The following is a 20,504-nucleotide window of genomic DNA, read 5'->3' as shown; positions in this document are numbered from 1 at the left end:
CACGTAATGGACGCTCTTTCATGAGCGGCTACACGAGCAACCAGCAGAAGATCGCGGTGAGCGCCGCCGACCGTGGCGCACATCACGACGCCGACGTTCTGGTGATCGGCGGCGGTCCGGCCGGCGCGTGGGCCGCGATCAGCGCGGCGGCGAAGGGCGCGCGCGTGGTGTTGGCGGACAAAGGATTTTGCGGCACGTCGGGCGCGACTGCGCCGGCAGGCACGGCCGTCTGGTACGTGCCGCCTGATGAAGACGCACGCGAGCGTGCGAAGGCGAGCCGCTTCAAGCTCGGCGGCGAGCTGGCCGAACAGTCGTGGATGGACCGCGTGCTCGAACAGACGTGGACCAACGCGCAGCAACTGGCCGAGTGGGGCTATCCGTTTCCGGTCGACGAAACCGGCGAGCAGCGGCGCACGTCGTTGCAAGGGCCCGAGTACATGCGTCTGATGCGCAAGCGCGTCAAGCAGGCCGGCGTGCGGATACTCGATCACAGCCCCGCGCTGGAGTTGCTGGTCGACGAACACGGCACGGTGACGGGCGCTGCGGGCGTCGATCGTCAGGCGGACGAGCCGTGGATCGTGCGGGCAAATGCGGTGGTGATCGCGACCGGCGGATGCGCGTTTCTCAGCAACGCGCTCGGCTGCAACGTGCTCACCGGCGACGGCCAGTTGATGGCGGCCGAAGCGGGCGCTGCGCTATCGGGTATGGAGTTTTCGAATGCGTACGGTTTGGGACCGGCGTTCTCGTCGGTGACGAAATCGTTGTTCTACAAGTGGGCGACGTTCTACTACCGGGACGGCTCCGCGATTCCCGGCGCAGGCTCCGCGCACGGTCGCGGCGTGATCGCGCAGACCTTGCAGACGCAGCCGGTGTTCGCGTGCCTCGATCGCGCCGACGAACAGATCCGCGCATGGATGCGCACGGCGCAACCGAACTTCTTCCTGCCGTTCGACCGGCTCGGCATCGATCCTTTCACACAGCATTTCCCGGTCACGCTGCGTCTCGAAGGGACGGTGCGCGGAACCGGCGGACTGCATCTGGTCGACGAGACCTGCGCGACGTCGGTCGACGGCCTTTATGCAGCCGGCGACGCATCCACGCGCGAACTGATCTGCGGCGGCTTCACCGGCGGCGGAAGTCATAACGCGGCGTGGGCGATGTCGTCGGGGTTCTGGGCGGGCGCGGGCGCAGCGGACTATGCGAGGTCGCGCGGACGCAGCGCGCGCGACGGCGCGGTATGGCGCGCGGGCGGTGCCGGTTTGCGCGACGGCGGCGGTGCGGCGCCGTTCGATAGCCACGAACTGATTCGCAACGTGCAGCGCGAGGTGTTTCCGACGCAGCGCAACTGGACCCGCGAAGGCGATCTGCTCGACGACTCGCTCGGACGGCTCGATGCGCTGTGGCAGAGCGTGCGCCGCGCCGCGCCGGCGAAGAGCGCGCTGGAGGCCGTGCGCGCGCGCGAGGCCGCGGCGATGCTGGCGACGTCGCGCTGGATGTATCGCAGCGCGCAGCAACGCACGGAGACGCGCGGGATGCATCGGCGTCGCGAGCATGCGGCGCTCGATCCTGCGCAGCAACAGCGTTTGTTGAGCGGCGGGCTGGATGAAGTGTGGATCGACAGGACCGTGGTCTCGCAGGCGGCCGTCCGCAGCGAAGAGGTGCCCGCATGATCGAGATCGTCGACGCCGCGCGCTGCACCGGCTGCAACATCTGCGTGCGCGCGTGTCCCACCAACGTGTTCGACATCGTGGCGGATGCGCCGCCGCGCATCGCGCGTCAGAGCGATTGCCAGACCTGTTTCATGTGCGAGCTGTATTGCCCGGAGGACGCGCTGTTCGTCGCGCCGCAGATCGAGCCGATGCCGGTCGGCGACGCCAGCAGCGACACGTTCGGCCCGTTCGGCCATTACCGGCGCGCGGTCGGCTGGGGCAGCAAACGGCAATCGACCGCGGATCAGGACGCAAGCTACGAGTTGCTGACGCGCTCGCATTGAGCGAGCGATGCCGCCGACGAGCCGCCTGCCGCCGCCGGCTCGCCGGTCATTAAGCGGTAAGCCGGGGCGGGCGGCTAGTACCCCTGACGTATATCCACCCGATCTTCCAGTTCGGCGCCCGTCGAGAACGCGCTGAAATTGCGCACGAATTTGCGCGCCAGTTCGATCGTGTTCTGCGGCCCGATCGCCGACGTATGCGGCGACAGCCGCACGCGCGGATGCGTGTAGAAGCGATGTCCGGCAGGTAACGGTTCCGGCTCGGTGACATCCAGCGACGCCGCGCCGATCAGTCCATGGTCGAGCGCGTCGAGCAGCGCGTCGTCGTCGATCAGCGAGCCGCGCGCGACATTGATCAGATGCAGGCCGGGCTTCGCGTGCTGCAACAACGCGCGGTTGACGACATGCCGCGTCGCTTCCGTCGCGGGCGCGGCGAGCACCAGATGATCGGTTTGCCGCACCAGTTCGCCGAGATCCGCGACAACGCTCACGCCGTCCACCGGCGGTTTCGTCGAAGCCTGGCGACGCACCGCGACAACCCGCGCGCCGAGCGCGAGCGCTTTCTGCGCGACCGCCTGGCCGATCGAACCGAAACCGAAAATGCCGACCGTGCTGCCTTGCACCGTTGCGAGCGGGGACATCTTCCATTGCTGCGCGTCGTGAATCCAGATTTCGTCGAGCCGTTTCGCGTGCGCGAAGATCGCCGCCAGCACGAACTCGGCGATCGCGTGCGACGCGGTGCCGCGCGCGGTGGTGACGGGCGGGCCGTCGAAGAACCAGCGCGGATAGAAGTCGATGCCCGACGAACCCAGTTGCACCCAGCGCAGTCCGAACGGCCAGCCCGCCGGGGCATGAGCCGGTGCCTGCGCGCCGCGCACGATGATCGGCGCGGCCACCAGGATCGATGCGTCCGCGAGCAATTCAGCGGGCACGCCGCGAGGAATGCCGATTACGCGCGTGTCGGGCAGCAGCGCGCGCACGGCTTCGTTGAAGGGTTCGGGGAGTTGGCTGGCTATCGTGACCATAAGTGACCATACGTGACCATACGTTGTGCGCGAAGTGTGCTGAAGAGAGGTGCGCGGATGGAGAACGGCGCGACATCACCGCCATCCGCGCACGGATGCCCGAGGCTAAGACGTGTTCGCGCGCCGGGCAACCAACGAATGATGAAAAACATATATCCGACGCTTAACTTTCCATGATTCGTTATTTCCGTCGGTGGCGGCGCTCGCCTACGCTGATCAGATGCCATGGAGAAAGTCATGACCGAAGCAGTCAGCAATAAAGAATCCGGCGCGCGGCTCGCGTGGATTGCAGGTGTCGGCGCAAGCGCGGGGCTCGGCGCGGCGCTCGCGCGCCGTTTCGCGAGCGAAGGCTTCAGCGTAGCGGTCACCGGGCGCTCGCGCGAGCGGCTCGATGCGCTCGTCGCGGAAATTCGCGCGACGGGCGCGCATGCGCTTGCTTTACCCGGCGACGTGACGAGCGAAAGCGATCTGAACGCGATCGCGCGGCAACTCGCCGAACACGGCACGCTCGAAGTCGCGATTTTCAACGCCGCCGGTGCGACGCGCGCGCCGACGCTCGAACTGAGCGCCGAGCAGTTCGAAGCGGCGTGGCGCGTCACCACGCTCGGCGGCTTCCTGTTCGCGCGCGCGGCGTTGCAGCCGTTGCTGGCGGCCGGGCGCGGCTCGCTGTTGTTCACGGGCGCGACGGCCTCGCTGCGCGGCCGTCCGCCGTTTGCCGCGTTTGCGTCCGCGAAGGCCGGTTTGCGCTCGCTCGCGCAGAGTCTCGCGCGCGAGTTTGGACCACGCAATATCCACGTCGCGCATGTGGTGGTCGACGGCGGCATCGACGGCGAGCGTCTGCGCAGTTCGTCGCCGCAGCGGGTGGCCGAGCGTGGGCCGGACGGCCTGCTGAATCCGGAACACATCGCCGACGCTTACTGGCATCTGCATCAGCAGGGACGCAGTGCGTGGTCGCAGGAAATCGATCTGCGGCCGTTCAACGAATCGTTTTGACGTGATGAGGACGTGACCATGAGCGATATCGTCATCGATAAACCGGTGGCCGTCACGGCGGTCGACGCGGAACTGAACTACCTCGAATTCAACGGCGAAAGGCCGGTGTCGTATCAGTACGAGCCGCCGCCCGGCGTGCCGAAGCGGAGCGGCGTGTACCGGCCGTATCGGGTGAGCGTGTCGAATGCGCGCGTCGCGCCGCCGCCTGGTGGGTTATCGCTCGATCGCAACGGCTTCGAATTGCATCGGCACGCGAGCGCGTTGAGCGACTTCTCCGACCCGGCGCAGATCGAAGCCGTCTACTATCGCGAAGCCGGGCAACTGCTGAAGCAGGCAAGCGGCGCGCGCCGCGTCGTCGTGTTCGATCACACGCTGCGCGACGGCGACAGCGGGCGCACGGACGGCGTGCGCGAACCGGTCAAATACATTCACAACGACCAGACCTTCGTGTCGGGTCCGCGCCGCGTGCGCGATCATCTGCCGGCGGACGAGGCCGAGCAGTTGCTGCAAGGGCGCGTCGCGATCGTCAACCTGTGGCGTCCGATCGGCGCGCCTGCGCAGTCGTCGCCGCTCGCGCTGTGCGATTCGCGCAGTATCGTGCTCAACGATCTGGTGGCGTCGGATCTCGTGTATCCGGACAAGGTGGGCGAAACGTATGCGCTGGTGTTCAATCCGCGTCATCGTTGGTACTACTTCCCCAACATGACGCCCGATGAATTCCTGCTGCTCAAGATCTACGATTCGGCCGGCGACGGGATCGCGCGGCTGACCGCGCACACCGCGTTCGACGATCCGACCACACCGGCCGATGCGCCGCCACGGCGCAGCATCGAATTGCGCGCGCTACTGTTCTTTTAGGCTTTTTCAGGCTCTTTCACGCGGATAAGCCGAGGTTCGCGTACCGGGGGAATTCTTCGCACGCGCATCGAGATATACAAAGCAAGTTTGCTTCGTTGCGTGCCGCATCACGGGGCCCGTATTCTAGAAGATTATCTCTTCAGGATACCGTACCTATGACCGGGGCTATTTTGAGCGACGCGCAGCTCGACGAGCGTTACGCGCCGATTTTCGAGCGCATCGCAGAGGGCAGCATCGAACGCGAGCAGAAGCGCGAACTCGCCTACGACGCGGTGAAGTGGCTCAAGGAGTCCGGTTTTACCGCGCTGCGCGTGCCGCGCGCTTATGGCGGCGGGGGCATTACGTTGCCGCAGTTTTTCCGGCAATTGAGCAGACTCGGCGCCGCCGACTCCAACCTGCCGCAGAGCCTGCGCTCGCATTTCGGCTTTATCGAATACCGTCTCGAAGACACCGACGAAGCGTTGCGCCGCCGCTGGCTCGAACGGGTCGTGAACGGCGACACGTTCGGCTCGGCGCACTCCGAGCGCACCGGCTCGACCCACAACTCGGTGACCCTGACGCACGACGCCGCGCGCAACGTGCTGCGCCTGAACGGCGAGAAGTACTACAGCACCGGCACGTTATACGCGGACTGGATCAGCGTCGCCGCGCACGACGACGACACCGACATCAACGTGGTGATTCCGGCGAACGCGCCGGGCGTCGCGCGCATCGACGATTGGGACGGCTTCGGCCAGCGCCTGACCGCGAGCGGCACGACGCGTTTCGAATCCGTCGCCGTGGCGCAGGAGTGGATCGTGTCGCGCTACAAGGCTTCGGAGCCGCGCCGCAACTCGTTTCTCAGCGCGTACTTCCAGACCGTGCATCTCGCCACGCTCGCCGGCATCGTGCAGGCGATCATCCGCGACAGCGTCGCATTCACGCAAGGCCGCACGCGCACGTTCGGCGTGGCCGGCCAATCGAGTCCGCGCGACAATCCGCTGGTTCAGCGTGTGGTGGGCCGGCTCGCGAGCCTCGGCTATTCGACCCGCAGCATCGTCGATTCGGTCGCGCAGGCGCTGGAAGCGGTGCATCAAAAACGCGAGCGGGGCGTAGCGACCACGGACGATTACATCGCCGTCGACATCGAAGCCTATCAGGCGCAGCAGATCGTGATCGAGCAGACGCTCGAAGCGGCGACGCTGCTGTTCGAGGTCGGCGGTGCGTCGGCCACCAGCGAGACGCGGCGCCTCGACCGCCATTGGCGCAATGCGCGCACGATCGCGTCGCATAATCCGATCTCGCAACGGGAGGCGTCGATCGGGCGCTACTACCTGAACGGCACGCCGCCGGACGAGCGTTTCAGTCTGCCGCATGCGGTGCAGAACAATGCTGCGTCGTCGCCAGCCGATGCGGGCGCAAGCCTCGGCCAACCCGTGCTCGCCGAGGTCGTTCGTTAAATGAAAGTGTTCCATTTTTCTCTCGCCGGCCTGTCTGTCATGACCGCCGTGGCATCCGTTGCGCTGCTGGCAGGCTGCGATAAAACCGATCCCGCGCAGGCCGCGCAAGCGTCGGCGCATGCATCCCACCCCGCCGCCGGCGGCACACTCACCTGGGGCGTCACCACCGAGCCGGCCTGCTTCGACCCGCATCGCTCGTCGCAACAGAACGCGTTCTGGGTGATCCGCAATTACATCGATTCGTTGATCAGCAAGAAGACCGACGGCACGTACGCACCGTGGCTCGCGAAGTCGTGGAGCGTGGCCGACGACGGCAAGAGCTACACGTTCAATCTGCGCGACGACGTGCATTTCACCGACGGCACGCCGTTCAATGCCGAAGCCGTAAAGGCCAACTTCGACTACATCCTGAACAACGTCAGTACGACCGCCGCGTCCGCATCGCTGCTGGTTCATTACGACCATACCGAGGTCGTGTCGCCGTACGTGGTGCGCTTCGTGATGAAGCAGGCCGATTCGACGACGCTCGAATCGTTGTCCAGCGTGAAGCTCGGCTTCATTTCGCCGAAGGCGCTCGCGGAAAACAAGGACCTGTGCGGCGGCGGACCCGGGATCGTCGGAACCGGACCATTCGTTTTCAGCGCGTACCAGCGCGGGCAATCGGCCACTTTCACGCGCAACGCCGCGTATAACTGGGCGCCGGGCAATGCGCAGCACCAGGGCGCGGCGTACCTCGACAAGGTCACGTACCGCTTCCTGCCCGAAGCCGCAGTGCGTACCGGCGCGTTGAGCTCCGGTCAGGTCGATCTGATCGAAGGTGTCCAGCCGACGGATGCGAGCGTGTTCGACAAGGTCGATGGATTTCAGTACCTGAGCGGCCCATCGGCGACCACCTCGTTCACGCTGAACATCAACTACACGGTCGCGCCGGCCAGCGACGTGCGCGTGCGCCGTGCGCTGCGCGACGGCTTCGATCTCGATGCGATCGTCAAGAGCGTGTATCTCGGCACGGTGCAGCGCGCGTGGTCGAACATCGGCCCCGACAATGCCGACTACAACGCGGCGCTCAAGGGCTCGTGGGGCAACAACGTCGCCGCGGCCAACAAGCTGCTCGACGACGCGGGCTGGACTCAACGCGACAGCGAAGGGTTCCGCACGAAAGACGGCAAGCGTCTGTCGATCGAAGTGGGTTATCCGCAGCCGTATGTGCGCGACAGCCGCGACGTGCTGATCCGCGCGGTGCAGTCGGCGTTGCGGCAGAACCTCGGCCTCGACCTCGGCTTGCGCATCACCACCGCGGGCGACTTCACGAACCAGAAGGCGACCGGCAACTGGACCATCTACCCGAACACGGACAACCCGTCGGACGTCGCGATGGAACTGTGGGACATGCTCGGCGACCAGGGCTTTCTGTACAACGCGATCAAAAATCCCGACCCGACGATCACCGACGCGATCAACCGCGCGCGCCTGTTGCCGGTCGGCGACGCGCGTCGCCAGTTGCTCGCCGACGTGCAGAAGCGCGCGGTCGACCAGGCGTTCATCGTGCCGCTGTTCGCGCCGGCGTATCACCTCGCGGCGAAGTCGTCGGTGCATGGGATCGGTTTCGAGCCGCAACTCGACGGCCCGGCCAGTTCGTACGACATCTGGGTCGACAAGCAGGGAGGCTGACGTGTTGAGGAAAATCGTCACGCGTCTGTTGACCGGCTTGCTGGTGCTGTGGCTCGCGGCGAGCGCGGCGTTCGTCGCGATTCACGCGCTGCCGGGGCGGATCGAGGACGTGCTGGCCGGCGATCTGTCGTATCCCGGCCTGCGCGAGGCGATCGCCGCGCAGTGGGGACTCGACCATAGCCTGCTGTGGCAATACGCACAGTTCCTGTTGCGGCTCGCTCACGCGGACCTCGGCACCTCGTTCGTGATGCAGCAGCCGGTGCTCGCGGTGCTCGGCAGCCAGCTTTGGCCGACCGTGCAACTGGCGGGCGCGGCCGGTTTGCTGGCGATCGGGCTCGCGCTCGTCGTCGCGACCTCGACCGCGGGGTTCAATGCCGGCCGCGGCGCGTGGGCGACGCGTGTTGCGTCGACGCTCGAACTCGCGTTCACGTCGACGCCGGTGTTCTGGCTCGGCATGCTGCTGCTGATCGCGTTTTCGTTTCACTGGCGGCTGTTTCCGGTGTCCGGCGCGGCGGGCTGGCGCTCGCTCGTGCTGCCGGCCGTGACGCTGGCGTTGCCGACCGCGGGGATTCTGTCGCAGGTGATGCGCGAAGCGCTCGAAACGACGCTCGACAAACCGTTCGTGATGACCGTGCGGGCCCGCGGCGTATCCGAAGCGGCATTGCGCGTGCGGCATGTGTTGCGTCACGCGTTGTTGCCGGTCGTCACGCTGGGCGGCTGGCTGATCGGCAGCCTGCTCGGCGGCGCGGTGATCACCGAGAAAATGTTCGGCCGGCCCGGCATCGGCAGCGTCACGCTGACGGCGGTCACGTCGCAGGACGTGCCTGTGGTGCTCGCTGTCGTGTTGCTGGCGGCGTTCGTCCACGTGGTCATGTCGACGCTGCTCGATGTCGCCTATCTCTTCATCGATCCCCGACTGCGCAGCCAATGATCGACCTACCGATTGCTCCCGCTCCTTCTCCCGCTCCTTCCGCTGCGTCGCCTGCGTGCATCCGCAACGCTTCGCGGATTCCTTCGCCTGTGTTGCTGGCCGTGGCCTTCCTGCTGGTGCTCGCGTTCGCGCTGGCGTTTCCGCGCGTCGTGACGCCGTACGACCCGCTTGTCAGCGACGTCGCGCACGCGATGCAGCCGCCCGACGCGAGCCACTGGTTCGGCACCGACCGGATCGGCCGCGACGTGTTCGCGCGAGTGATCTACGGCGCGCGCTATTCACTGCTGATCGGCCTGTCGAGCACGCTCGTGAGTCTGCTGGTCGGCCTCGTGATCGGCGTGACGGCGGGCCTCGGCCGCCGCGCGGTGGATGAGGGCGCGTCGCGCGTGTTCGACGTGCTGTCCGCGTTTCCGCCGATTCTGCTGTCGCTGTTCGTGGTGACTTTTCTCGGTCAGGGGATCGTGAACATCGCGGTCGCGGTCGGCATCGCGGGCATTCCGAAGTTCGGCCGCGTGCTGCGCTCGCAGACACTCGTGGTGCGGCGCGCGGATTACGTGACGCATGCGGTGACCTTCGGGCTGTCGCGCGGCCAGGTGTTCTTCCGGCACATCCTGCCTAACGTGCTCGCCGCCGTGCCGGTGATCGCGACGATCGATATCGGCAGCGCGATCATCGCCGTGTCCGGCTTGAGCTTTCTCGGCCTCGGGCCGCAACCGCCGACACCCGAGTGGGGCGTGATGCTCGCCGAAGGGCGCGACGTGCTGCGCGTCGCGTGGTGGCCGAGCGTGTTTCCCGGAATGGCGCTCACGCTGACCGTGATGGCGTTTTCGCTGATCGGCAAGTTCCTGTCCCGCATCTACGGAGTGCGCACACGATGAAAACCGATCTGCCGTTGCCGCAGCCGCTCGTCGATATCCGCGGGTTGAGCATCCGTTTTCCGCACGCCAACGAGGGCCGGCCGCTGGTGCGCGGGGTCGATCTGACGATCCGCGCCGGCGAGTGTGTCGCGCTGGTCGGCGAATCGGGGTCGGGCAAGAGCCTCACTGCGCGCAGCCTGATAGGTCTCGCCGGGCAGGGCGCGCGGATCGACGCGCAGCGTTTCGAGATCGACGGACGCTCCGCGTCCGGTTTCGGCGAACGCGACTGGCGCGCGCTGCGCGGCGCGTTCGCCGGGCTCGTGATGCAGGACGCGCTCGTGTCGCTCGATCCGTTGCGTACCGTCGGCGCCGAAATCGGCGAGGCGGTCGGCTTGCACGCGAAGCTGCGCTCGCGCGCCGAGCGCGCGGCAAGGGTGCGCGACGTGATGCGCGACGTCGGGATTCCCGAGCCCGAGCGGCGCGCGCATCAATATGCGCACGAGTTGTCGGGCGGATTGCGGCAGCGTGCGCTGATCGCGTCGGCGATCGCGGCAGGGCCGGCGCTCGTAATCGCCGACGAACCGACCACCGCGCTCGACGTGACCGTGCAGGCACAGATTCTCGCCGTGCTGGCGGCGCGTTTGCGCGAAGGCGTCGGCGTGCTGCTGATCTCGCACGATCTCGCGGTGGTCGCGGATATCGCCGATCGCGTGCTGGTGATGCATGAAGGCGAAGTCGTCGATAGCGGGACGACCGGGAGCGTGCTGAACAATCCGTCGCATGCGTACACACGGCAACTGCTGGCCGCGCAGCCGTCCGCGCTGTCGCGTGGCCATCGGCTCAGTTCGGCGCGCATGGTGCCCGACGCTGATCGCTTGAGCGGCAGCGGCGAATTGTCGATCGTGCGCGAACCGTTGCCGCCGCGCGCGGCACGCTCGGCCGAGGTGGTGCTGCACGCCGCCGCGATCGGCAAGCGCTATGCCAGGCGCGGCGCGGGCAGAGCGAACAGCAACGACGTGTTCACCGCGCTCGACGACGTATCGTTCAGCGTGCACAAAGGCGAGGTGGTCGGCATTGTCGGCGAATCGGGTTCCGGCAAGAGCACGTGCGCGAACGTCGTGCTCGGACTCGTGACGCCGTCGGCAGGCGATGTGACTTTTCTCGGCACGCACTGGAACGGCGCGAACGTGAAGGAAAGCGCGCGGCGCGCGCTGCGGCCGCGCTTGCAGTACATCCCGCAAGATCCGCTCAGTTCGTTCGACCCGCGCCATACCGTGCAGCAGTTGCTGCACGAGGGGCTGTTCCCGGCGAAGCTGGACAAGCGTGCGCTGCTCGATCGCAGTGTCGGGTTGCTCGAACAGGTCGGACTCGATGCGGGTTTTCTCGCGCGGCGGCCTGGCACGCTGTCGGGCGGGCAACGTCAGCGCGTCGCGATTGCGCGGGCGATCGCGACAGAGCCGGCATTGATCGTGTGCGACGAGCCGGTCTCCGCGCTCGATGTCTATGTGCAGGCTCAGGTGCTCGATCTGCTGGCCGCGTTGCAGGCGCGGCTCGACATGTCCTTGCTGTTTATTTCACACGACCTGGATGTCGTGCGGCATGTCAGCGATCGGGTGCTGGTGTTCAGCAACGGACGGGTGGTGGAAGCCGGCGATGCACAGGGTATTTTCGATTCGCCGCAACACGCTTATACGCGTGAATTGATGGCGGCTTCGCCGTCGCTGCGGCGCGTGAAGCGCGCAGCAGCGGCTCGGGTTGCGGAGGCGGAGTCGGCCGTGGGCTGAATGTCGGCCCACGGTGTTGCCGTGGGCGTCGTTCACGCGATCGCCGCGGCTTCCCGTCTCGCTTCGAAATGCCGGCTCACCGGCCGCGCCAGCCCGAAGTGCTCGCGCAACGTATTACCTGCGTATTCGGTGCGGAAAATCCCGCGTTGTTGCAGAAGCGGCACCACGCCGTCCGCGAAATCCTGCAAGCCGCCGGGTAGCACGTCCGGCATCAGGTTGAAACCGTCGGCCGCGCCGCCTTTGAACCAGTGTTCGATATCGTCGGCGATCTGTTCCGGTGTGCCGACGATCACGCGATGTCCGCCGCCGCCCGCCAGCGCGCGGATCAACTGACGCGCCGTATAGCCGTTGCTGCGCGCTTGCGCGAGCGTCGCGTGGAAGAACGTGTGATTGCCGTTGCCGCCGCCGGGCAACGTGAGATCGTCGGGCAGGCGCTCGTCGAGTTTCAATCGCTCGACGCTCACGCCGAGAACGCCCGCGAGCCGCGTGAGGCTATAGCTCCACGGAATCAGATCGACCAGTTCGTCGCGCCGGCGCAGCGCGTCCGCTTCGGTCGCGCCGATGATCGTGGTGAGACCCGGCAGCACACGAATTGCTTCGTCGCCGCGTCCGAGCGCCGCGGCGCGCGATTTCAGCTCGCGCGCGTACGCGGCGGATTCGTCGAACGACTGCGACGCCGAGAACACCGCTTCCGCGTAGCGCGACGCGAGATCGCGGCCGTCCGTCGAGCCGCCCGCCTGGATCAGCACCGGATGCCCCTGCGCGCTGCGCGGCAGATTGAACGGACCGTCGACGCTGAAGTACTTGCCGCGATGCTCGATGCGGTGCACTTTCGCGGTGTCGATGAAACGGCCGCTCGCCTTGTCGCCGATGAACGCGTCGTCTTCCCAGCTATCCCATAGCGCTTTCACCACGTCGGTGAATTCGGCCGCGCGTTCGTAGCGCTCCGCGTGATTCGGCACCGCGTCGCGGCCGAAATTGCGTGCCGAGCCGAGATCGGCGGTGGTCACGATGTTCCAGCCGGAGCGTCCGCCGCTCAGATGATCGAGCGTCGCGAAGCGCCGCGCGATGTTGTACGGCTCGTTGTAACTGGTCGACGCGGTGCCGATCACGCCGATATGCGTGGTGGCCGATGCGATGCCGGCCAGCAGCACGGTCGGCTCGAGCGCGGTGATCGGGCGGAAGTCGATCTGATCGGCGATCGACGCGTTGTCCGCGAGAAACACCGCGTCGAATTTCGCGGCTTCCGCGATCCGCGCGACGCGCACGTAGTGGTCGATATCGACGAACGCGCGCGGATCGGCTTCTGCCACGCGCCACGCGGACGGCACGAAACCCGAGTGGAGAATGTTGACGTTCAGATGGAGCTGGCGGCGCGGGGCGGTTGTCATGGATCGTGTCGGATGCGGGAGAGGACGGCAGGAGGAGCGATGGCGAAGGGGCAACTGCGCCGGGGCGAATCTTTCCATTGTCGATCGGCGGCCGATCCGGGGCCACCAATCAATTCTGGCATCGATATGTCGACAGAGACTAAAGCCGCGGCGCCATATTCAAATCACAAATGATCGTTTCAGTCGCGCTCGAATCGCCGCTAGCATAGGTCGGTTGAAGAGCGGCTGCTTGCTCGCTGCTCGCTGCTCGCTGTTTGCCGTTACTACAGGCTGATCGATCGGATGGTTCAGGAGAGCGTCACGGAAAACGCAACACAGGAGAGAACTGCCGGCGACGCAGTGCGGCCGGCAGGTAGCGGCTCGCGTGCGCCGCTTCTGAGCGCCGCCGCTGTGACGAAACGCTTCGGCGCGACACTCGCGCTGTCGAACCTCGATCTGTCGATTCATCCCGGCGAAGTCGTCGCGTTGATGGGCGCGAACGGGGCGGGCAAGTCGACGCTCGTGAAAATCCTGAGCGGCGTGTATTTGCCCGACGGCGGCACGCTGACGCTCGACGGCAAGCCGTATCGCCCGACGTCCGCGCAGGCCGCGAAGCAACTCGGCGTCGCAACGGTGCATCAGGCGATCGCCGATGCGGTCGTGCCCACGCTGTCGGTTGCGGACAACCTGCTGCTGGATCGTTTGTGCGATCCGGGCTCGCCGTGGCGCGTGCCGCCTGCCGCGCGGCGCGCCGCGGCCCGACCGCTCGCGGAACGCGTCGGTCTGCAAGTCGATCTGGCGGCGCCGCTCGGTTCGTTGTCGCTCGCGAATCAGCAACTCGTGACGCTGGCCCGGGCGCTGGCGTCGCGCCCGCGGCTGCTGATTCTCGACGAACCCACCGCGAGCCTGTCCGCCGCCGAAGCCGAGCGGCTGTTCGCACGCCTCGAACCGTTGCGGCAGGAGGGCGTCGCGATCCTGCTGGTCTCGCATCGCCTCGGCGATTTGCGGCGTATCGCGGACCGCGTCGCGGTGGTGCGCGACGGACGGCTGGTGGCCGACCTGCACCCGCCGATCGATTTCGACGCCGCTGTCGAAACGATGATCGGCCGCTCGTTGCCGGACGCACGCAACCGGCAGACGGCCGGCGCGCTGCCGCGCGAGCCGTCGTTCAGTCTGCGCGATTTCCAGTTGACCCCGCACAGCGTGCCGTTCGATCTCGACGTGCGGCGCGGCGAGATCGTCGCGATCGCGGGTCCGGTCGGCGGCGGCAAGTCGCGGCTCGCGAGTGCGATTTTCGGTGCGACGCGCGCGAGCGGCGGCCGGATGCTGCTCGACGGACAGCCGTGGCGTCCGCGTTCGCCGGCCGCGGCGATTCGCGCGGGCGTGTTCCTTGCCGGCGAGGACCGTTGGCGCACGTCGCTGTTTCCGGACAGCGTGCCGTTCGCGTCGATTGCGGGCACGCTCAGTTTTCCGTTCCTGTCGCGCTGGTTCCGGCGCGGCGCGGTGAAGCCGGCGACGGAACGCGAAGTCGCCGCGCAGGCGATCGCCAGCTTCGGGATTCGCTGCACCGGCCCCGACGATCGCCTCACGCGCTTATCGGGCGGCAATCAGCAGAAAGTCGTGCTGGCTCGCTGGCACGTCGAACCCGCGCGGCTGCTGCTGCTCGACGAACCGTTCCAGGGCGTCGACGCGGGCGCGCGCGCCGACATCGCCGATACGTTGCGGCGCCATGCGCCGCAGCGCGCGACGATCGTGTTCGTCAGCGATCTCGAAGAGGCGTTCGAGATCGCCGATCGCGTCGTCCGTTTCGATCGCGCAACGCTCGATCATCAACCCATCCACGACCCGAGTTCTCTTTCCGATCGATGAAATCCGTCACTCCTCCCGTTGCGCGCGACGTCGCCGAAAGCCGCCATACGCGTCCCACCCGGCGTGGCTTACGCAGCTTGCGCGACCATCTGGAGCGCACCGGCATTCTGCTCGTGCTCGCGATCCTGATCGTCGTGTTCGCGACGAAAGAACCCGCGTTCCTGAACATCGACAACCTGTTCAGCATCCTCCAGGCGGTATCGATCGTCGCGTTGCTCGGCATCGGCGTGACGATCACGCTGGCCGCGGGCGGCTTCGATCTTTCCGTGGGCAGCGTGGCCGCTTCGGCGCAGATGGCGGCGAGCTACGTGCTGATCGTCTGGCACGGCGGGATGCTGGAGGCGGTCGCCGCGTGTCTCGTGCTCGGTGTCGCGGCCGGCCTGTTCAACGGCCTGCTGATCACCCGGCTGCGCGTGCCGGATCAACTGGCGACGCTCGGCACGCTGTTCCTGCTCGCCGGGTTGCAACTGATTCCGACCGGCGGCCGATCGCTCGCCACCGGCACGATCTTGCCCGACGGCACCGAGGCGAGCGGGATTTTCCCGGACGCGTTTCTGGCGCTCGGCCGGCTGCGTCTGTTCGACGTGGTGCCGTTGCCCGTGCTGGTTCTTCTCGCGTTGACCGTGCTTGCGTGCGTCGTGATGGAGACGACCCGCTGGGGACGCGTGATCTATGCAATCGGCGGCAATGAGACGGCCGCGCGGCTCGCGGGTGCGCCGACCGCGCGTTACCGGATCGCGGCCTATGTGGCGTCGGGGGCGATCGCGTCGCTCGGCGGCGTGTTGATCGCCGCGCGGGTCGGGCGCGGCGACGTCAGCGCCGGTCACTCGCTGCTGCTCGACGCGGTGGCGGCGGCGCTGATGGGTTACGCGGTGTGGGGCGCGAAGCGGCCCAATGTGTTCGGCACCGTGGTGGGCGCGGTGTTCGTCGGCGTGCTGCTCAACGGGCTGACGATGTTGAACGCGCCTTACTACATGCAGGATTTCATCAAGGGCGTGCTGCTGGTGCTCGCGCTGGCATTCACGTTCAGCGTCGGACGGCGGGTGGACTCGCGCGCTTGAGGCTTCAGGCTTCAGGCTTGAGTCGAGTTCGAGGCTCGGCGAAGTGGCCGCGAGCGGTCCGCGCCAGTCCTTTGCCGTCCGAAGGAATATCGATTGCGGAATCGTTCAGTTTGCGCGCGCGAGGGCCGCTGATAGATTGAGCGAACGGTCATTCAAACGGAGACTCCGATGGCAGAAGTTGACGAAGCGGCTTCCTCGAAATCGACAACGCTCGATACAAGCCGGTCCGCGGCGCATGTGATTGCCGACGACGCCGAAGCGCTCGCCGTCGCTCACGAACTCGCAGGCCGCCTCGCGACAGGCGCTGCGGAGCGCGATACGGAGCGCCGTCTGCCGCACGAGGAAATCGACTGGTTCTCGCAGTCGGGCCTATGGGCGATTACCGTGCCGAAGGCCTACGGCGGCGCGGGCGTGTCTTTCGTCACACTGACCGAAGTGATCAGGATCATTGCAGCAGCGGATCCGTCGCTCGGACAGTTGCCGCAGAACCACTTCGGTCTCGTCGACGTGATCGCGCTGACCGGCAGCGAAGCACAAAAACAGTATTTCTTCGCGCAGGTGCTGGGCGGCAAGCGCTTCGGCAACGGCTTTTCGGAGAAGGGCACGAAGAACGTGCTGGACCTGAAGACCAGCGTGACGCGCGACGGCGACGACTACGTGGTGCACGGCACGAAGTTCTATTCGACCGGCGCACTGTTCGCGGACTTCGTGCCGGTGCTTGGACTCGACGCCGAGCGCAAGGGCTGGCTCGCCTACATTCCGAAGGGCACCCCGGGGCTGACCGTGATCGACGACTGGTCGGGCTTCGGTCAACGCACCACGGCCAGCGGCACGGTGACGCTCGAGCATGTGCGCGTGCCGGCATCGCATGTGTTGCCTGCGCATCGCGTGTCCGATTTTCCGACGTTGAACGGGCCGATCTCGCAGATCATCCAGGCCGCGATCGATGCGGGCATCGCGCAGGCCGCGCTCGCCGATACGCTGACGTTCGTGCGCGCGCGCTCGCGGCCTTGGGTCGACAGCGGGGTTGAACGCGCGAGCGACGACCCGTTGACGGTGCGCGAAATCGGTCATCTGCATATCCAGTTGCATGCGGCGGAAGCGCTGCTGGAGCGTGCGGCACGCGTGATCGACGAGATCGCGGCAAAACCTGAAACGAGCGAAGACGACGTGGCGCGCGCATCGGTCGCGGTCGGCGAAGCGAAAGTGCTGACGACGGAAGTCGCGCTGCTCGCCGGCGAAAAGCTGTTCGAGCTCGCCGGCACGCAGTCGACGCTCGCCGAACACAACTTCGATCGCCACTGGCGCAACGCGCGTGTGCATACGCTGCACGATCCAGTGCGCTGGAAATATCACCTGGTCGGCAACTACTATCTGAACGGCGTCAAACCGGTGCGGCATCCGTGGAATTGACGGGCTGAGACCGGGCTTTGCGCAATCGCTCGCGGCCGGCCGTGCCGGCGCGCCGTCGTCACTTTCCACTGAATCCGAACATGGCCAGAGAAATCCGTCTCAACGCATTCGACATGAATTGCGTGGGGCATCAATCGCCGGGCTTATGGGCGCATCCGCGCGATGCGTCGTGGCGCTACAAGCAGATCGACTACTGGACCGACCTCGCAAAGCTGCTCGAACGCGGCAAGTTCGACGGCCTTTTTATCGCGGACGTGCTCGGCATTTACGACGTCTTCAACGGCAACGGCGAAGCCGCGATCCGCCAGGCCGCGCAGGTGCCGGTCAACGATCCGATCCTGCTGGTGTCGGCGATGGCGCACGTGACCGAGCATCTCGGCTTCGGCCTGACCTGCTCGCTGTCGTACGAGCATCCGTATCCGTTCGCGCGGCGCATGTCGACGCTCGACCATCTGACGAACGGCCGGGTCGGCTGGAACATCGTCACGTCGTATCTGGATAGCGCCGCGCGCAATGTCGGCTTGCCCGCCCAGGCCAATCACGACGAACGCTATTCGCTCGCCGAGGAATATCTCGAGGTGTGCTACAAGCTGTGGGAAGCGTCGTGGGAAGACGACGCGGTGGTGCGCGACACCGCGCGGCGCGTGTTCACGGAGCCGTCTAAAGTCCACCCGATCGGGCATCTCGGGCAGTATTTCGACGTGCCGGGCATTCATCTCTGCGAGCCGTCGCCGCAGCGCACGCCGGTGCTGTATCAGGCGGGTGCATCGAAACGCGGCAAGGATTTCGCCGCGCAGCACGCCGAGTGCATTTTCATCGCGGCGCCGTCGCGCACCATTCTGAAGAATTTTGTCGCCGATATCCGGGCGCGCGTGAAGTCGTTCGGACGCGATCCGCACGACGTGCTGATCTTCAATCTGCACACGGTGATCACCGGTAAAACGTCGGCGGACGCGCACGCGAAGCACGCCGACTATCGCCGCTACACGAGCGACGAGGGCGCGCTCGCGCTGATGTCCGGGTGGACCGGCATCGACCTGTCGAAATACGACCTCGACGAGCCGTTGCGCTACGTCGAGAGCAACGCGGTGCAGTCGGCGGTGGAAGCGCTGTCGAGCGCCGACCCGACGCGCGTGTGGACCGTGCGCGAGATCGCGAAGTGGGGCGGCATTGGCGGTCTGGGTCCGCTGTCCGTCGGCAGTCCGCAGGAGATCGCCGACGAGTTGCAATCATGGGTCGAAGAGACCGACGTCGACGGCTTCAACCTCGCATACGCGCTGACTCACGAAAGCTTCACGGATTTCGTCGACCTCGTCGTGCCCGAGCTGCAACGGCGCGGTGTTTATAAAACCGACTACGCGGCAGGCTCGTTGCGCGAGAAGTTGCACGGGCGCGGTCCGCGGCTCGCCGAGCCGCATCCGGGCGCGGCTTATCGGGTGACGGCGCGGACCCAGGCGCACGCCGACGGGCAGACCGACGCGCCCACCCACACACCGGCGCATGCCGGATAAAAAAACCATCCATTACTACGCTGTCCTTTCCGGTCTGGAGATCGCTGATGAAATCATTTCTGCGTCGTAAGTTCGAGACGAGCGTGAAGACGAGCCTGAAGCCGCGTGCGCTTGCCGTCACCGCGGCGATCACCGCGGCTGTCGCTGCCGCCGCGATGCTGGCGGGCGCCGCCGCGCACGCCGCGCCGCTCAAGGACGCGCCCGCGCCGTTCGACAAAGGCGGCGTGAAGGTCGCGCTCGTCAACTATCTGTCGACCGGCGATTTCTTCCAGGCCTACGAGGCCGGCGCGCAAAAACAGGCGAAGGCGCTCGGCATCGATCTGCGCATCTACGAAGGCCGTCAGGACGCAGCCGAGCAGCGCGAGCAGATCCAGCAGGCGATCAGCCTCGGCGTGTCGGCGATCATCGTCAATCACGGCTTGCCCGAATCGCTGAAGGACGTCGTGCAACGCGCGCTCGACAAGGGCATCAAGGTCGTCGCGTTCGATGTCGACCTCGGCAATCCGAAGGTGCCGCAAATCGAGCAGAGCGATCACGACCTCGCGGCGCTGCTGCTCGACCAGGCAGTGAAAGACAACGGCGACGCGTTCGCGGCCGGCTACGTGTATGTCGCCGGCTTTGCGCCGCTCGACCGGCGCGATGCGGTGTGGCGCGACTTCAAGACCGCGCATCCGAAGGTTCAGGAAAAGGCGCGCTGGGGCACGGTCGACAATCCGATCGCGCAGTCCGTCGCGAATCAGGCTGCGGCGGCTTATCGCGCGCATCCCGAGATTCGCGTGGTGTTCGCGCCTTACGACGAATTCGCGCGCGGCGCGAAGCTCGCCGCGGACGAGGCGAATCTGTCGTCGAAACTGCGTATCTACAGCGCCGATATTTCGACCTCCGATATCGAGGCGATCCGCGCGCCGAACAGCGCCTGGGTCGCGACCGCGGCAACCAATCCCGCAGTGGTCGGCGCGGTGTCGGTGCGCGCCGCCGCGCTGCTGCTCGCCGGGCAGCAGCCCGAGCACCGGATCGTCGTCAAACCCACCTTGATCACGCGCGACGATCTGGTGAAGAACAACATCAGGACGATCGCCGAGCTCGGTCAGAAGTTTTCCGCGTTCCGCGCCAGCGACGCGGCCACCGCCGCATGGATTCCAGCCGCCGACTGAGCGTCGCGGACCTGCGCTGCGGCTGATAAACATTCAAGAATTTCTTGGTTTCGAGTCGGCCGCCTTACCCGTATCGTGTCTATTGCGGCACGTGGATCGACGATCCCGCGCCAGCATAACTGGACCCGGCAGCAACGGAGCGCCTTGTGCGCGTAACGCCTTCGCCGAGGTCCAGTCCGACAAACAGCAAGGAAAGGTCATGGCAACAGGTACGGTCAAGTGGTTCAACGATGCAAAAGGTTTTGGCTTCATCACACCGGATGACGGCGGCGAAGATCTGTTCGCGCATTTCTCCGAGGTGCGCTCGGAAGGGTTCAAGTCGCTGAAGGAAAACCAGAAGGTGAGTTTCGACGTGAAGCAGGGCCCCAAAGGCAAGCAGGCCGCCGATATCAAGCCGCTGTAAGCGGTGGACTGTCTGTCCCAGGCTTTCGGGCTTTCCAGGCGCCGCGCGCTTCGGCGATCTGCATACTCATCCGATCTATCCGGGCCTGCATCGCCCGCGTAGGCCGCCAGTGCCGTGCCGGACGGCGCGGGTGGCGGTCGCACGTCAGCACATCAGCACGTCCGCACGTCCGCAC

At 66.3% G+C, this 20,504-nt stretch carries 17 protein-coding genes; 15 read left to right on the top strand and 2 right to left on the bottom strand.

The features are described from left to right. The first annotated feature begins 20 nt into the window (after window positions 1-20). Both PQQ51_RS20535 and PQQ51_RS20530 read left to right on the top strand, forming a co-directional pair. The gene (locus PQQ51_RS20535) at window positions 21-1,670 is read left to right on the top strand and encodes an FAD-dependent oxidoreductase (protein ID WP_408498654.1); all 1,650 of its coding nucleotides are present in this window, start codon (window positions 21-23) and stop codon (window positions 1,668-1,670) included. Next, complete coding sequence (locus PQQ51_RS20530; protein WP_408498653.1) at window positions 1,667-1,993, top strand: 4Fe-4S binding protein; 327 nt, start codon at window positions 1,667-1,669, stop codon at window positions 1,991-1,993. Before PQQ51_RS20535 ends, PQQ51_RS20530 begins: the two co-directional genes overlap by 4 nt. Before the next feature lie 74 nt (window positions 1,994-2,067). On the opposite strand, the gene PQQ51_RS20525 is transcribed toward PQQ51_RS20530, so the two are convergent. Continuing rightward, the gene (locus PQQ51_RS20525; RefSeq protein ID WP_408498652.1) at window positions 2,068-3,015 is read right to left on the bottom strand and encodes a D-isomer specific 2-hydroxyacid dehydrogenase family protein; all 948 of its coding nucleotides are present in this window, start codon (window positions 3,013-3,015) and stop codon (window positions 2,068-2,070) included. Window positions 3,016-3,252: 237 nt separating this feature from the next. On the opposite strand from PQQ51_RS20525, the gene PQQ51_RS20520 reads away from it, so the two are divergent. The 7 genes from PQQ51_RS20520 (at window position 3,253) to PQQ51_RS20490 (ending at window position 11,548) form a co-directional block, all read left to right on the top strand. After that, window positions 3,253-4,008 (top strand): SDR family NAD(P)-dependent oxidoreductase, encoded by a 756-nt coding sequence (locus PQQ51_RS20520; RefSeq protein ID WP_408498651.1) that lies wholly within the window; start codon window positions 3,253-3,255, stop codon window positions 4,006-4,008. 18 nt (window positions 4,009-4,026) lie between these two features. Next, on the top strand, window positions 4,027-4,866 hold the full coding sequence (locus PQQ51_RS20515) for a CmcJ/NvfI family oxidoreductase (protein WP_408498650.1): 840 nt from the start codon (window positions 4,027-4,029) through the stop codon (window positions 4,864-4,866). A gap of 155 nt (window positions 4,867-5,021) precedes the next feature. Beyond that, window positions 5,022-6,305: an acyl-CoA dehydrogenase family protein gene (locus PQQ51_RS20510; RefSeq protein ID WP_408498649.1), complete on the top strand. Its 1,284-nt coding sequence runs from the start codon at window positions 5,022-5,024 to the stop codon at window positions 6,303-6,305. 39 nt (window positions 6,306-6,344) lie between these two features. Continuing rightward, the gene (locus PQQ51_RS20505) at window positions 6,345-7,976 is read left to right on the top strand and encodes an ABC transporter substrate-binding protein (RefSeq protein ID WP_408498648.1); all 1,632 of its coding nucleotides are present in this window, start codon (window positions 6,345-6,347) and stop codon (window positions 7,974-7,976) included. A 1-nt stretch (window position 7,977) separates the two neighbouring features. After that, window positions 7,978-8,907 carry an ABC transporter permease gene (locus PQQ51_RS20500; RefSeq protein ID WP_408498647.1) on the top strand — a complete coding sequence of 310 codons (930 nt, stop codon included), beginning with the start codon at window positions 7,978-7,980 and terminating at the stop codon, window positions 8,905-8,907. After that, window positions 8,904-9,785 carry an ABC transporter permease gene (locus PQQ51_RS20495; RefSeq protein ID WP_408498646.1) on the top strand — a complete coding sequence of 294 codons (882 nt, stop codon included), beginning with the start codon at window positions 8,904-8,906 and terminating at the stop codon, window positions 9,783-9,785. Before PQQ51_RS20500 ends, PQQ51_RS20495 begins: the two co-directional genes overlap by 4 nt. Further along, on the top strand, window positions 9,782-11,548 hold the full coding sequence (locus PQQ51_RS20490) for a dipeptide ABC transporter ATP-binding protein (RefSeq protein WP_408498645.1): 1,767 nt from the start codon (window positions 9,782-9,784) through the stop codon (window positions 11,546-11,548). The genes PQQ51_RS20495 and PQQ51_RS20490 overlap by 4 nt, the downstream gene beginning before the upstream one ends. A 32-nt stretch (window positions 11,549-11,580) precedes the next feature. Here PQQ51_RS20490 and PQQ51_RS20485 read toward each other — a convergent pair whose 3' ends face one another. Further along, a complete protein-coding gene (locus PQQ51_RS20485; RefSeq protein ID WP_408498644.1) occupies window positions 11,581-12,939 on the bottom strand; it encodes an LLM class flavin-dependent oxidoreductase in 1,359 nt (452 codons plus the stop codon). 282 nt (window positions 12,940-13,221) lie between these two features. Between PQQ51_RS20485 and PQQ51_RS20480 the strand changes: the two genes are divergently transcribed. From PQQ51_RS20480 to PQQ51_RS20455, 6 genes are all read left to right on the top strand, one after another. Then, window positions 13,222-14,787: a sugar ABC transporter ATP-binding protein gene (locus PQQ51_RS20480; protein ID WP_408498643.1), complete on the top strand. Its 1,566-nt coding sequence runs from the start codon at window positions 13,222-13,224 to the stop codon at window positions 14,785-14,787. Then, window positions 14,784-15,848, top strand: a complete 1,065-nt coding sequence (locus PQQ51_RS20475) for an ABC transporter permease (protein WP_408498642.1) — start codon at window positions 14,784-14,786, stop codon at window positions 15,846-15,848. The genes PQQ51_RS20480 and PQQ51_RS20475 overlap by 4 nt, the downstream gene beginning before the upstream one ends. Before the next feature lie 168 nt (window positions 15,849-16,016). Further along, on the top strand, window positions 16,017-17,261 hold the full coding sequence (locus PQQ51_RS20470; RefSeq protein WP_408498641.1) for an SfnB family sulfur acquisition oxidoreductase: 1,245 nt from the start codon (window positions 16,017-16,019) through the stop codon (window positions 17,259-17,261). A gap of 80 nt (window positions 17,262-17,341) precedes the next feature. After that, window positions 17,342-18,772, top strand: coding sequence for an LLM class flavin-dependent oxidoreductase (locus PQQ51_RS20465; protein ID WP_408498640.1), 1,431 nt, complete (start codon window positions 17,342-17,344; stop codon window positions 18,770-18,772). 47 nt (window positions 18,773-18,819) lie between these two features. Beyond that, complete coding sequence (locus PQQ51_RS20460; RefSeq protein ID WP_408498639.1) at window positions 18,820-19,926, top strand: substrate-binding domain-containing protein; 1,107 nt, start codon at window positions 18,820-18,822, stop codon at window positions 19,924-19,926. Between the two features lie 199 nt (window positions 19,927-20,125). Next, complete coding sequence (locus PQQ51_RS20455; RefSeq protein ID WP_408498638.1) at window positions 20,126-20,329, top strand: cold-shock protein; 204 nt, start codon at window positions 20,126-20,128, stop codon at window positions 20,327-20,329. Window positions 20,330-20,504: the final 175 nt, after the last annotated feature.

Origin of the sequence: Paraburkholderia xenovorans, from assembly GCF_046030735.1 — a bacterium.
In the GTDB taxonomy this organism is placed as follows: Bacteria; Pseudomonadota; Gammaproteobacteria; order Burkholderiales; family Burkholderiaceae; genus Paraburkholderia; species Paraburkholderia xenovorans_A.
This window is presented reverse-complemented; position numbering and strand designations above follow the sequence as displayed.